The organism is Streptosporangium sp. DT93 (assembly GCF_049844535.1).
Taxonomy (GTDB): Bacteria; Actinomycetota; Actinomycetes; order Streptosporangiales; family Streptosporangiaceae; genus Streptosporangium.
The window spans coordinates 109,377-123,082 of the sequence record NZ_JBNCLF010000001.1; the positions used below are offsets into that span (position 1 = coordinate 109,377).

Consider the following 13,706-nt stretch of genomic DNA (forward strand, 5'->3'; position numbering starts at 1 on the left):
GAACGCCGCCCGGCGGCGTGCCGCTCACACATCGAGATACGCCTCCAGCCCGTGCCGGCCGCCCTCGCGCCCGTACCCGGACTCCTTGTAGCCGCCGAACGGCGAGGTCGGGTCGAACTTGTTGAAGGTGTTGGCCCACACGACGCCCGCGCGGAGCCTGCTCGCCATCCACAGGATGCGCGAGCCCTTCTCCGTCCACACGCCGGCCGACAGACCGAACGGGCTGTTGTTGGCCTTCTCCACCGCCTCGGCCGGGGTACGGAAGGTCAGCACCGACAGCACCGGGCCGAAGACCTCCTCGCGGGCGATCCGGTGCGACTGGGCGACGCCGGTGAAGATGGTCGGCGGGAACCAGAAGCCCCGGTCCGGCAGCGAGCAGGCCGGGGACCAGCGCTCGGCGCCCTCGGCCTCCCCCTGGTCCGAGAGCTCGTGGATCTTCGCGAGCTGGGCGGCGGAGTTGATCGCGCCGATGTCGGTGTTCTTGTCCAGCGGGTCGCCCAGCCGCAGCGTGCCCAGGCGCCGCTTCAGCGCGTCCAGCAGCTCGCCCTCGATGGACTCCTGCACCAGCAGCCGGGAGCCCGCGCAGCAGACGTGGCCCTGGTTGAAGAAGATCCCGTTGACGATCCCCTCGACGGCCTGGTCGATCGCGGCGTCCTCGAACACGATGTTCGCGGCCTTGCCGCCGAGCTCCAGGGTGACCTTCTTGCCGGAACCCGCGACCGACCTGGCGATCCGGCGGCCGACCTCGGTGGAGCCGGTGAAGGCGACCTTGTCGACCCCCGGGTGGTTCACCAGGGCCGCGCCGGTCTCGCCGGCACCGGTCACGATGTTGACCACCCCGGGCGGCAGGTCCGCCTGCTCGCAGATCTCCGCGAAGAGCAGCGCGCTCAGCGGGGTCGTCTCGGCGGGCTTGAGGACGACCGTGTTGCCGCAGGCCAGCGCCGGGGCGATCTTCCAGGCGAGCATCAGCAGCGGGAAGTTCCACGGGATGACCTGCCCGGCCACCCCGAGCGGGCGGGGGGCGGGACCGTACCCGGCGTACCCGAGCTTGTCGGCCCAGCCGGCGTAGTAGAAGAAGTGGGCCGCCACCAGGGGCAGGTCCACGTCGCGGGACTCGCGGATCGGCTTGCCGTTGTCCAGGGTCTCCAGCACCGCCAGCTCGCGCGAGCGTTCCTGGATGATCCTGGCGATCCGGAAGAGGTACTTGGCCCGCTCCGAGCCGGGCATCGCCGACCAGACGCCGAACGCCTTGCGGGCGGCCTCGACCGCCCGGTCGACGTCGGCCTCGGAGGCCCAGACGATCTCGGCCAGGACCTCCTCGGAGGCCGGGTTGACGGTCTTGTCGCGTTCTGTGCCCTGGGAGTCGACCCACTCGCCGCCGATGAACAGGCCGTAGGACGGCCTGATCGCGACGACGTCACGTGACTCGGGCGCCGGTGCGTACTCGAACATGTGAACGCCCTTAGTCGAGGGTGAAGTAGTCGGGACCCGCGTACCTGCCGGTGGCCATCTTCTGGCGCTGCATCAGCAGGTCGTTGAGGACGCTGGAGGCGCCGAGCCGGAACCACTCGGGGGTGAGCCAGGCGTCGCCGACGGTCTCGTTGACCAGGACGAGCATCTTGATCGCGTCCTTGGTGGTCTTGATGCCGCCCGCGGGCTTCACCCCGACCTGGCGGCCGGTCGCGGCCAGGAAGTCGCGGACCGCCTCCAGCATGACCAGCGTCACCGGGAGGGTCGCGGCGGGCTGCACCTTGCCCGTGGAGGTCTTGATGAAGTCGCCCCCGGCCATCATGGCCAGCCAGGACGCGCGGCGCACGTTGTCGTACGTGGCCAGCTCGCCGGTCTCCAGGATCACCTTCAGGTGCGCGGTCCCGCACGCCGCCTTGATCGCGACGATCTCCTCGAAGACCTTGACGTAGTCCCCGGCCAGGAACGCCCCCCGGTCGATGACCATGTCGATCTCGTCGGCCCCGGCGGCCACCGCGAACCCGGTGTCGGCGACCTTGACGTCGAGCGAGGAGCGCCCGCTGGGGAACGCAGTCGCGACGCTGGCCACCTTGACGCCGGAGCCCCTCACCGCCGCCGCGGCCCCGGCGACCATGTCGGGGTAGACGCACACCGCGGCCACCCTGGGCACCGAGGGGTCGGACGGGTCGGGACGGACCGCCTTGGCGCACATCGCGCGGACCTTGCCCGGGGTGTCGGCCCCCTCCAGGGTCGTCAGGTCCACCATGCCGATGGCGAGGTCGATGACGCGGGCCTTGGTGGTCGTCTTGATGGATCGGGTGCCGAGCATCGCGGCGCGCTGGTCGGCGCCCACGCGGTCGACGCCGGGCAGGCCGTTCAGGAAGCTCCGCAGCGTGGCGTTGGACGCGGCCACGTCGGTGAGCGAGGTCGTCGTAGTTGACACCTCTCCAGCATGCCTACTGGTGTGATTACTTCCAAACTGGACCCTGCCCAGCCCTCTCACCCGTTTTCGTCAACATCCGCCCGCTTCGGGGGGTGGCGCGACCTAGGATCGGGTCATGGCCCTGACCGCGAACGACGTCGAGCGGTTCGAGGCCTTCAGGCCGCGCCTGGAGGCCCTCGCCTATCGTCTCCTCGGCTCCGCCGGTGAGGCCGAGGACGCCGCGCAGGAGACGTTCCTGCGCTGGCAGGCCGCCGACGTCGGCCGCGTCGAGGTCCCCGAGGCCTGGCTGACGAAGGTCCTCACCAACCTGTGCCTCAACCAGCTCGCCTCCGCGCGGGCGCGCCGCGAGACCTACGTGGGCCGGTGGCTCCCCGAGCCGCTGCTCGCCGGCGACCCGATGCTCGGCCCGGCCGAGACCGCCGAGCAGCGCGAATCGGTCTCGTACGCGGTCATGACGCTCCTGGAGCGCCTCTCCCCCGTCGAGCGGGCGGTGTACGTGCTGCGGGAGGCCTTCGACTACCCGCACCGGGAGATCGCCGCGATCCTCGACGTCACCGAGGCCGCCAGCCAGCAGATCCTCCACCGCGCCAGGAAGCACGTCGCGGACGGGAGGACCCGCGTCACGGTCGACGAGGCCGCCGCCCGGCGGATCGTCGAGGAGTTCCTGACGGCCGCCGCCAGCGGCCGGACCGAGCCGCTCGTGCGCCTGCTCACCGAGGACGCCGTCTCGACGGGCGACGGCGGCGGGAAGGTCCCGGCCCGCGCCAGGGCGTTCGAGGGCGCCCTCGCGGTCGCGAGGTTCCTGCGGGGCCTGTTCAAACCCGGCGAGGCCAAGCGCGCCCTCGCCGGCGGCTCGCCCGGGGTCTACGCCTGGACCGCCAACGGCGACCCCGCCGTCGTGGCCGTCATCGACGGCCGGGTCGTCGGCGTCCTGTGCCTGGAGGTCACCACCGAGGGCGTCGCCGCGATCCGCAACCAGCTCAACCCCGACAAGCTCGACCGCGCGACCGCGCGCTGGGCGGCCGACGACCACGGGGAGCCCCTGTTCCACGCCTTCTGAGCCCTCCGGCGGCCGTACGAGGGGCCTGACACCGTCATGTGAGGCGCCTCACACCGCGCCCTCGCACCGCCGGGTGAGGTGCACCCATGGTCCCGTGCCGTCGTGTGAGGTGCTTCACACCGCGTTCCTGTCAGGAAACGGCACGCCGTCCGGTTCAAGGGACGAACCCGCGAACCAAGAGGCCGAAAGAGGCCGACACGGGCCGACAGGAGCCGACATGAACAGGAAAACGCAGCACCGCGTCATCGTCCTCGGAGCCGGATACGCCGGAGCCATGGCCGCCGGCCGCCTCGCCAGGCGGCTCCACCGCGAGGACGTCACCGTCACCCTCGTCAACGCCGAGCCCGACTTCGTCGAGCGCGTCCGCCTGCACCAGCTCGCGGCCGGCCAGGACCTCACTCCCCGGCCGTTCCGCGAGATGCTGGCGGGCACCGGTGTCGAGCTGAGGGTCGCGACCGTCACCGGCGTCGACGCCGACCGCAGGACCGTCACCGTCGTCGACGAGGACGGCGCCGGGGAACTCGCCTACGACACCCTCGTCTACGCCCTCGGCAGCGGCTGGAACGCCCAGGGCGTCCCCGGGGTCGCCGAGCACGCCTACGAGATCGCCGGCCGACCAGGGGCGCTGCGGCTGCGCGAACGCCTGGCCGGCCTCGCCGCCGGGCAGGCCGTGGTCGTCGTCGGCGGCGGGCTCACCGGCCTGGAGGCCGTGACCGAGATCGCCGAGACCCGCCCGGACCTCGACGTCGCCCTCGTCACCCGCGGCGGTCTCGGGGACGGGTTCTCGCCCAAGGGCGGCGCGCACCTGCGGAAGGTCCTCGGCGGGCTCGGAATCACCGTGCACGAGCACGCCGACGTCACCGGTGTCGAGGCCGGGCGCGTCACCGTCGCCGACGGCGAGGCCGTACCGGCCGCGGTCACGGTGTGGACCACCGGCTTCGCGGTCCACCCGATCGCGAGGGCGAGCACCCTGGAGGTCACCGGCACCGGCCAGATCGTGGTCGACCGGACCATGCGCTCGGTCTCGCACCCGGACGTGTACGCCGTCGGCGACGCGGCCATGGCGACGGGCCCCGGGGACAAGCCGCTGCGGATGTCGTGCGCCTCGGGAGGCCCGACCGCGCTGCAGGCCGCCGACGCGATCGCGGCGCGCCTGACCGGCGGGAAGCTTCCGAACATGCCGATCCGCTACTTCAACCGGTGCGTCTCGCTGGGCCGCGGGGAGGGCCTGATCCAGTACGTCACCGCCGACGACCGTGCCGTACGGGCGGTCCTGACCGGACGGCTCGCCGCCGTCTACAAGGAGCTGATCTGCAAGGGCGCCGCCTGGGGTGTCGCCAACCCGACGTTCGGGCTGCCGGCCCGGCGCCGCCGTGTCACCCCGGAGCGGGCCGCGGCGGGCCCGGCCGTCAGGGAACCGGCGTAGGGCACGGGAAGCCGGCGCGGAGCACGGGCATCCCGCGCGAGGCGCCGGCATCCCGCGTGAGGCACGGGAAACCCGCGTGGAGCACGGGAGACCCGCGTGGAGCACGGAGATCCCTAAGGCGGTGCCCATCGCCCTAAGGGGGTTTTCGGCTGGCCCGCCACAGGAGATAGGGCATCCTCCCGATGTGGCGCGGGGGGCCTTAGGACGACTCTGGAGTGTGTCAGGAAAGCGCCGACAGGCACCGAGCAGAGAGGAACCCTCATGGGTCCCGAGATGCAGCTCCAGTTGATCGACGAAAGAGCGGCCAGGTTCCGCGCGGAGGCGGCCAGGCACCGCCGTGCCCTTGAGGCCCAGACGCGGCGGGAGTCCTCCGGCAAGCGCCGCCGGAGCCTCTTCGGAAAGATCATCGCGACGTGAGCCCGGCCAGAGAGCCCGGTCGCCATCCTCCCGGCGGCCGGGCCTCACGCCGTTCCGGGCTCCGTTCGAGCCGGTCCCTCCGTCCCGGGGACGGCGTCAGGAGCTCACCTATTTGAAATTATAACAAAAAAGAGCTTTGTCCTACATAACCGATTAATCCGGAATTATGCATTATTGTCCCCCAGAGCCATCGGCGGGACATGAGGAGAAATGCAATCTCCGCCCCGATGTCACGCAACCGATACCTTCCGTGGACCCCTGCGCGGGCCGGGTGTCACCGGGCGGTTCCGGGACGGGAGTCGTCCGCGAGATAGGGCATCCTCCCGATGCGGGAACGGGGGCCTTAGGACGAGTCTGAAGTCTGTGAGGAAGGCGCGCCACGAGGCGCCGCACCAGGGAGGAAACCCCTATGGGCCCCGAGTTACAGCTTCAGATGATCGCCGACCGGACCGCCGAACTCCGCCGGGAGGCGGACGGCCGGCGCCGCGCCCGCGAGGTACGGAAGGACAGGAGGACCCACCCGTCGGAAAAGCACCGCCGAGGCCTCTTCAACAGGATCATCCAGGGATGACCAGGGTCCGGGAGCCCTGCCGCCATTCGCCCGGACGGGCCTTGTCGCCTCCCTGAACCACCCGGTTCCGCCGAACGAAAAATAGGAAGATCACACCTTTAAGGCATGGCATGCTGGCAGACATGGTGGCCCGGGCGGTAAGTCCTGTTTTCGTGGGGCGGGAGAGGGAGCTCGCGGACCTGACCGAGGCATTCGGGCAGGCCCGGAAGGACGCGGCGGTGACCGTGCTGCTCGGCGGCGAGGCGGGCGTCGGCAAGTCACGGCTGATCGGGTGTTTCGCGGAACGGGCCACGGCCGACGGCGCCCACGTGCTCAACGGGGGCTGCGTGGAGCTGTCGACCGAGGGCCTCGCCTACGCGCCGTTCACCGCCGCGATCCGCCAGCTCGTCCGCGAGCTCGGCGCCGACGGGGTCGCGGCCCTGCTCCCCGAGGGCGGGGCGCGCGACCTGGCCCGGCTGCTCCCCGAGTTCGGCGAGCCGAGCGGCGACACCGAGAGCGACACCGCCCGCGCCCGCCTCTTCGAACAGATCCTCACCCTGCTGGAACGGCTCGCGGAACGCCACCCGGTGATCCTCCTCGTCGAGGACGTCCACTGGGCCGACAGCTCCAGCCGCGACCTGATCGCCTTCCTCAGCCGGAACCTCCACACCGCGCCGGTGCTGATGGTCCTCACCTACCGCTCCGACGAGCTGCACCGCCAGCACCCGCTGCGGCCGGTGCTCGCCGAGCTCGGACGGCTGGACGACGTCGTGCGGATCGACCTGCCCAGGCTCACCCGGGACGAGGTCGCGGCCCAGATGGCCGGAATCCTGGGCACCACGCCCGAGTTCGTCCAGGTCAGCCGGATCTTCCAGCGCAGCGAGGGCATCCCGCTCTTCGTCGAGGCGCTGATGGAGTGCGGCGGCGACTCCGGCTTCCCCAGTTCCCTGCACGATCTGATCATCGGTTCCGTCGAGCGCCTCCCCGAGGAGACGCAACGCGTGCTGCGCGTCGCCGCCGCCGGCGGCAACCGGGTGGGTCACGCCCTGCTCGCCGCGGTCAGCGGCCTGTCCGACGTCGACCTCGACGACGCGCTGCGCACCGCGATCGCGGCCAACGTCCTGCAGGTCGCCGACGGCCACGACTACCTCTTCCGGCACGCACTGATCCGCGAGGCCGTGCACGACGAGCTCCTGCCCGGGGAGCACGTACGGCTGCACGCCCGCTTCGCCGAGGAGATCGGCCGCGACCGCACGCTGGTCCCGCCCGGCAGGGCCGCCATCGAGATCGCCCACCACTGGTACTCCGCCCGCGACGACCTGTGGGCCCTGATCTCCGCCTGGGAGGCCGCGGGCAAGGCCGCCAGGAGCTTCGCCTACAACGAGATGATGCAGCTCCTGGAACGGGTGCTCACCCTCTGGTGCAAGATCCCCGATGCCGCCGAGCGCATCGGCGTGGACCACACCACGGTGCTCGAACACGCCGCCGAGGCCGCGAGCGCGTGCGGCGAGGTCGACCGGGGCAGCAGGTTCGTCACGGCCGCGCTGGACGAGCTCGACGAGCGGGCCGAACCCGCGCGGGTGGCCGACCTGGTCGTACGGCGGGCGCAGTTCAAGAAGGCCAGGCGCAGGCCCGGGGTGCTCGACGACCTGCGCTACGCCGAACGGCTGGTCCCCGGGCCCGGCCTGGAGCGCGCCGAGGTGCTGTCCACGCTGGGCTCGTACCTGATGTTCAGCGGCGAGCTGGCGGAGGGGACGGCGGTCACCGAGGAGGCGCTGCGGATCGCGCGCGAGCACGGCGAGGAGTCCCTGGAGGCAGAGTTGCTGCTCAACCTCGCGGTGGGCCACTCGATCGCGGGACGCCTCGACATCACGATCGCGCTCAACAAGACCGCCCAGGCGATCGGCGAGCGCGTCGGTTCCGGCCGCAACGTCCTGCGGGCCATCGCCAACAACGTGGACGCGCTGAACAACATCGGCCGCTCCACCGAGGCGATCGAGCTCGCGCTCGAAGGGGAACGGCTGGCCAGGGAGTACGGCCGCTACCGGGTCCAGGGCACGTTCATCGCCACCAACCGGGCCGAGGCGCTGGAGGCGCTGGGCAGGTTCGACGAGGCCGCCGGCCTGGTCGACCAGATCCTCGCCATGGGCCCCTCCCTGCGCACCCGCCACCACCTGCGGCGGATCCACGGGGACGTGGCCGTCGCCCGCGGCGAGGCCGGCGTGCTCAGGTCCGTCCTGAACGAGGTGGGGGGCTTCGCCGCCGTCCCCGAGGAGTTCATGCAGGAGCTGACGGCCAACGTCCGGCTCCAGATCGGCCTGCACATGCTCGAAGGGGAGCCGCTGGCCGCGCTGGAGGCCGCCGAGCGGGTCACCCGGGAGGCGCGGATCACGAGCAAGCCCATGCTGGGCTGGCGGGTGCTCGGCCTGCTCGGCGGGGTCTGCGAGGCGACCGAGGATCTCGCGCCCGACCGGGCGTCCGCGCTGCGCGCCCAGGTCACGAGGGCCTCGAACGCGATGACCGTGGACAGCCCGGTGGCCGAGGCCTACCGCCTCGGTCTCGCCCGTGACCACGACGCGGCCGCCGCGGCCTGGGAACGGCTGGGCCGCCCGTTCCTCCGGGCGCGGTCGCTGTTCCACGCCGGGCTGGCCGCGGCCGGCGCCGGTGACCGCGACGGCGCCGCGGACCGGTTGCGCACCGCCTACCCGATCGCCGTGTCGCTCTCGGCGAGACCCCTGGCCACCAGGATGGAGGCACTGGCCCGCCGGATCGGGATCTTCCTCGTCGACCGCCCGGGGAACGGGGAGTCACCGCTGACCCCGCGCGAGCTGGAGGTGCTGAGGCTGGTCACCCTGGGAAGGTCCAACCGCGAGGTCGCCGCCGAGTTGTTCATCTCGGCCAAGACGGTGAGCGTCCACGTCTCCAACATCCTCGGCAAGCTGGGCGTCTCCACCCGGGGCGAGGCGGCCGCCGTGGCCCATCGCCTCACGCTGATCGCCTGACCTCGCCCCGCCGCCCGGGTAAGGCCGTAGCGGGTCCGATCAGGCGAGCAGCCCCTCGATCAGCAGGATCACGCCGAAGACGGCGAACGCGGCGGCGGCGCCGTAGCGGATGATCCGCTCGGGGAGGTGCCTGCCGAGCATGCGGCCGACCAGGATGGCCAGGGCGTCGGCGGCGACCATGCCGACCGTCGAGCCGATCCAGGTGCCGAACCAGCCGTTGCGGGTGGCGAGCGTGATGGTCGCCAGCATGGTCTTGTCCCCCAGCTCGGCCAGGAAGAAGGCGACGGTCACGGCGATGATCGCCGACCGTACGGTGCGCTGGGCCTTGCCGGCCTCCTCCTCGGTCAGCTCGTCCCCGCGCAACGTCCACAGGGCGAAGCCGAGGAACGCGAGCCCGGCGACGACCGTGATCGCGGTGGTGGGGAGAAGGTCGCCGGCCAGCCCGCCCACGCCGACACTGACCAGGTGGACCACGGTGGTGGCGATGGTGATCCCGGTGAGGACCGGCCACGCCCTGAACCGGGTGGCGAAGGTCATCGCCATGAGCTGGCTCTTGTCGCCCAGCTCGGCCACGAAGATCACAACAAGACTGATCCAGAACGCTTCCAACGAGGGTGCCCTTCCCGCGCGCGCAGCCGGGGCGGAAGGGGAGTACCCGGGGAGTCTCGGGCACGGCTCCGGCCCGGCGGCATGATGAGTGCCTGCCAGGCCGAAGGTCTCGTCCGCCACGGAACCGCGCCGAACGGCCGGATCCGGGGCCCGCGCGACCGGGCGCCCTGAGGCGCCAGCATGTCGATCACGCGATTGGGACTACTCCCCTTCGGGTCTTTCCATCAGACCATAGCAGCCGAAATCGGATGCCCATTACGGTGCCCGGCCCTTCCTACGGCCCCTCGCCCGGCCCTTCGCCCCGGCCCTTCGCGAACCCTCGCCCGCCTCTTCGCCGGACCTTCGCCTCGGCCCTCCGCGGTCCCTCACCGAACCCTCCGCCCGGTCCTCGCCCGCGCTCCCCGCCGGTCGTCGCTCACCCCTCGCCGGTGGAGCGTTCAGAGGCGGGTGCCGATCATCACGGGCTCGTTGACGAGGGTGACGCCGAACTTCTCCAGGACGCCGTCCCTGACCTCCCGGGCCAGGTCGAGAAGCTGCTCGGTCGATGCCGACATTTCCGGATTTGTCAGCGCAAGGGTGTGCTTGGTGGAGATGCGCGCGGGACCACGCCGATAGCCCTTGGGGAACCCCGCGTTCTCGATCAGCCACGCGGCCGGGACCTTGACGCCCCCCTCCGGCATGTCCCAGCGCGGGAACCCCGGCGCCCGCAGCTCCAGTTCCGCCGCCCGCGACGCGTTCAGCACGGGGTTGGTGAAGAACGACCCGGCGCTGCGGGTGTCCGGGTCCGCCGGGTCCAGCACCATCCCCTTGCCCCGGCGCAGCTCCAGCACGGCGGCGCGGGCCTCCGCGGGCGGCACCCGGTCGCCCTGGGCGACACCCAGCCGGGAGGCCAGCTCGCGGTAGGCGATCGGGCCCGAGAGTTCCTCCCGGGCCAGCCGGTAGGTGACCGCGAGCACGACGTGGCCTCCGGGCTCCTCCTTGAACGCGCTGTGCCGGTAGGCGAACCCGCACTCGGAGGCGGTCAGCTCCCGCACCTCGCCGGTCATGCGGTCGTAGACCCGGACCCCCGTGATCGTCTGGGAGACGTCCTGGCCGTAGGCGCCGACGTTCTGGATCGGCGTGGACCCGACCAGCCCCGGGATGCCGGACAGGCATTCCATGCCCGTACGGCCCTCGGCCACCATCCGTTCGACCAGGGCGTCCCAGTCCTCGCCGGCCTGCGCGGTGACGAGCTCCCCCTCCTCGCGGACACCCCGGGAGTCGACGCGCACGACCAGGCCGTCGAAGCCCTCGTCCGAGACGACCAGGTTGCTGCCGCCGCCGAGCACCAGCACCGGCTCGCCCGCCCGGTCCGCCGCCGCCACCAGCTCGACGATCTCCTCGGCCGACCCGGCCCGCACGAACGTCCTCGCCGGCCCGCCGAGCCCCAGCGTGGTGTGCGGCCCCAGCCGCACCCCCGGCACCGACGACGACTCCGCCGCCGACCCGGTCACCGATCCTGCCGAGGATCCCGTCGGCGACCCGTCCGGCGAACCCGCCACCGATCCCGTCGAGGACCCCGCCGCCGGCCCTGTCGAGGCCCCCGCCGCCGACTCCGGCAACCGCTCCGTCATGTGCTCCCCGCTCCGGCCGACATCCGCGACCAGCCTACGGCGAGCTCAGCAGCTTCAGCACCCGCTCGCGGGTCCGCCCGGACTCCCTCTCCCGGTAGGCGGGATCGACACCGTCGTCCTCGTGGTCCCGTTCCCGGTGGACCGGAAGGTCCTTGCCGAGGGCGACGAGGGTGCCCGGCAGCCTGAGCGAGAACTCCAGCCCGGCGTCACCGTGGTAGCGGGCGTCCGGCGGGAACCCGCCCGCGGCCAGTGCGGCCTCGCGCCTGACCGCCAGCAGACGGCCGGACAGCCCCCGGACCTCGCCGGACTCCGCGTCCGACCATCCGTGGCCGTCGTCGTGGAAGGTCACCCCCTCCCAGCCCACCGCGGTCACGTTCTCGTCCTCCAGCGCCTTGACCAGCGGCGTCACGGCGTCGCCGTCCAGCATCACGGAGGTGTCCATGACGACGTGCACGTCCGAGTCGTCCAGGCGCAACAGCGCGTCGCGGCTCTCCCCCCACCCGGCGGACCCGCCCCGCCAGTGCGGGAGCTCGGCCACGTGCCAGGCGTCCACCCGCCGGGGGAACTCCTCCGCCAGCTCGTGCAGGACCGCACCGGCGCCGTCCACGTCCCCCAGGTCGAGGGCGAGGACCCTGACCTCGGTACGGGCCACCAGGGCGCGTACGCACTCGCGCAGATCGTCGGGCCGGCCGTCCACCAGCAGCGCGACGGTGACCGTCGCGCGCGGCGCGCTCGCCTCCTCGACCCCGGCCGGAGGGGTGATGCTCTCGTCCATCCGGGAGACCGACAGGCTGCCGTCCCAGAGCAACTGGGAGGACACCATCCGCTCGGGGTGGCCGTCGAGATCCTCCGACCGGCCGGCCAGCTCGGAACCCTCGGGCGTCTGCCGGGGAGCCGCCTCGGTCTCGGCGACCCGGTTGGCGTCCAGGTCGTCGAGCCCGCCGGGGTGGCGGCCGGGCTGCGCGGCCTCGGCGACCCGGCCCGGGTCGGCGTCCCTCTCCCGCCCACCGGCGTCGTCGGCGTCCGCGCGCCGCCCCGGATCGGCGTCCGCGCCGGTGCTCCGCGCGGCGGCAGGATCGCCGTCGCCGCCGGTGGCGTCGGTGCGGTACGCGGGATCGGATCCCGCGCCGGTGACGGTGCCCGGGTCGGCGTCCGTGACGATCGGCGGGGCGGAGGTACGCCCGGCGTCATGACCGCCCGGGGTGATGGGGGCGGGGGCGTCGCCCGTGGAGGGCGAGGCCGCCTGGGCCGTACGGCCGCCCTCCCGGGGCAGGGACGCCACCGTGGGCCACACTTCGAAGGTCGGTGCTTCGCTCATGCACGGACGCTACCCCCGGACCGGGAGAAGATTCGGCCCCGCCCCCGGTCATCCCGGTCGCCCCGACCGGCACCGGGGGTCCGGACGTCCCGGACGCTCCCGGACCGCCCGTGCCCGCCGCCGCCGCACGTCAGGAGAGCTGGACCACCGCGCGGGCCTTGGACAGCACCCGGGAGTCGTTGGACCTGGCGGTCAGGGCGACCACCACACGCTTGTCCTCCAGCTTCTCCTCGATGATCCCGCTCACCGTGATCACCGCGCCCCGGTCGTCGTCGGGGACGACGACCATGGAGGAGAACCGCACCCCGTAGTCGACGACCGCGCCCGGGTCACCCGCCCAGTCGGTGACGAACCGGCCGCCCTGGGCCATGGTGAACATGCCGTGCGCGATCACGTCGGGCAGCCCGACGGTCTTGGCGAACCGCTCGTTCCAGTGGATGGGGTTGAAGTCGCCGGAGGCACCGGCGTACATCACCAGGTTGGCCCGGCGCACCGGGTAGTCGGCGGGCGGGATCTGCTGCCCCGTCTCGACCTCGTCGTACCTGACCGTCGCGGCCATCTCAGCTCGCTCCTCCGCGCTCGACGATGGTGTTGTAGGCGACGCACACGTCCTCGCCCTCGACGGTACCGATGTCGCTCCTGACGGTGATCAGCTCGTTCCGCCCGACGCTGCGGATGTCGGTCACCGTGGAGACGCTGACCAGCTGGTCCCCGGCCCGGATCGGCCTCCGGTACTCGAAGCGCTGCTCGCCGTGGACCACCATGGCGAGGTTCAGGCCGAGCTCGGGGTCGGTCAGGATCGTCCCTCCCGCCAGGCTGAACACGATGGGGAACGTCGGCGGCGCGATCACGTCGGGGTGGCCCGCCGCCTGGGCGGCCTCCCGGTCCCGGTAGACCGGGTTGTCGTCGCCGATCGCCGCCGCGAACTCCTTGATCTTCACACGGCTGACCTCGTACGGGGCGGCGGGCGCGGACGCCCGCCCGACGAAGTCGCGGTTCAGAGCCATCGTGCTCCTTTGCGGGTACCGGCGCGGCAGGGCCGGTGCCGGTGGGTCGAGCTGACAGTGACAGGACGGGCGTCCGGGACGAGCCCGGACGGCGCGACCTCGATGAGGCCACCGGAGAACCGTAGGCCACCGGGAAACCGTAGCCCGGAGCCCCGCGGCCCCGGCCCTCCGCCGCGGCCAACGTCCCGACGAAAAACATGTATGAACACGACAAACCGGCGCCTCGTACGAGGACGCCGGTTTCCGTGGAGTACGTGCGTGCCGATGAAGCACTCATCCCCCGCCGCGGGACGG

Annotated in this window: 11 protein-coding genes; 4 read left to right on the forward strand and 7 right to left on the reverse strand. The window is 72.3% G+C overall.

The window, feature by feature from the left end:
• Positions 1-24 precede the first annotated feature (24 nt).
• Complete coding sequence (locus ACLQ2R_RS00515) at positions 25-1,452, reverse strand: aldehyde dehydrogenase family protein (protein WP_425957257.1); 1,428 nt, start codon at positions 1,450-1,452, stop codon at positions 25-27.
• A 10-nt stretch (positions 1,453-1,462) separates the two neighbouring features.
• On the reverse strand, positions 1,463-2,410 hold the full coding sequence (gene deoC / locus ACLQ2R_RS00520; protein WP_425957258.1) for a deoxyribose-phosphate aldolase: 948 nt from the start codon (positions 2,408-2,410) through the stop codon (positions 1,463-1,465).
• A 115-nt stretch (positions 2,411-2,525) separates the two neighbouring features.
• Here deoC and ACLQ2R_RS00525 point away from each other — a divergent pair, with 115 nt between their 5' ends.
• From ACLQ2R_RS00525 to ACLQ2R_RS00540, 4 genes are all read left to right on the forward strand, one after another.
• A complete protein-coding gene (locus ACLQ2R_RS00525; protein WP_425957259.1) occupies positions 2,526-3,470 on the forward strand; it encodes an RNA polymerase sigma-70 factor in 945 nt (314 codons plus the stop codon).
• Between the two features lie 217 nt (positions 3,471-3,687).
• A complete protein-coding gene (locus ACLQ2R_RS00530) occupies positions 3,688-4,896 on the forward strand; it encodes an NAD(P)/FAD-dependent oxidoreductase (RefSeq protein ID WP_425957260.1) in 1,209 nt (402 codons plus the stop codon).
• A gap of 261 nt (positions 4,897-5,157) precedes the next feature.
• Complete coding sequence (locus tag ACLQ2R_RS00535; RefSeq protein WP_386238585.1) at positions 5,158-5,313, forward strand: hypothetical protein; 156 nt, start codon at positions 5,158-5,160, stop codon at positions 5,311-5,313.
• Positions 5,314-5,994: 681 nt separating this feature from the next.
• Positions 5,995-8,865, forward strand: coding sequence for a helix-turn-helix transcriptional regulator (locus ACLQ2R_RS00540; RefSeq protein WP_425957261.1), 2,871 nt, complete (start codon positions 5,995-5,997; stop codon positions 8,863-8,865).
• A 39-nt stretch (positions 8,866-8,904) separates the two neighbouring features.
• Here ACLQ2R_RS00540 and ACLQ2R_RS00545 read toward each other — a convergent pair whose 3' ends face one another.
• The 5 genes from ACLQ2R_RS00545 to ACLQ2R_RS00565 form a co-directional block, all read right to left on the reverse strand.
• Positions 8,905-9,474, reverse strand: coding sequence for a TMEM165/GDT1 family protein (locus ACLQ2R_RS00545; RefSeq protein ID WP_425957262.1), 570 nt, complete (start codon positions 9,472-9,474; stop codon positions 8,905-8,907).
• Positions 9,475-9,911: 437 nt separating this feature from the next.
• Positions 9,912-10,967 carry a UDP-N-acetylmuramate dehydrogenase gene (locus ACLQ2R_RS00550; RefSeq protein ID WP_425957263.1) on the reverse strand — a complete coding sequence of 352 codons (1,056 nt, stop codon included), beginning with the start codon at positions 10,965-10,967 and terminating at the stop codon, positions 9,912-9,914.
• A gap of 154 nt (positions 10,968-11,121) precedes the next feature.
• On the reverse strand, positions 11,122-12,405 hold the full coding sequence (locus ACLQ2R_RS00555) for a hypothetical protein (protein ID WP_425957264.1): 1,284 nt from the start codon (positions 12,403-12,405) through the stop codon (positions 11,122-11,124).
• Positions 12,406-12,535: 130 nt separating this feature from the next.
• A complete protein-coding gene (locus ACLQ2R_RS00560) occupies positions 12,536-12,964 on the reverse strand; it encodes a MaoC family dehydratase (protein ID WP_344890667.1) in 429 nt (142 codons plus the stop codon).
• Between the two features lies 1 nt (position 12,965).
• Positions 12,966-13,412 (reverse strand): MaoC family dehydratase N-terminal domain-containing protein, encoded by a 447-nt coding sequence (locus tag ACLQ2R_RS00565; RefSeq protein ID WP_425957265.1) that lies wholly within the window; start codon positions 13,410-13,412, stop codon positions 12,966-12,968.
• Between the last annotated feature and the right edge of the window lie 294 nt (positions 13,413-13,706).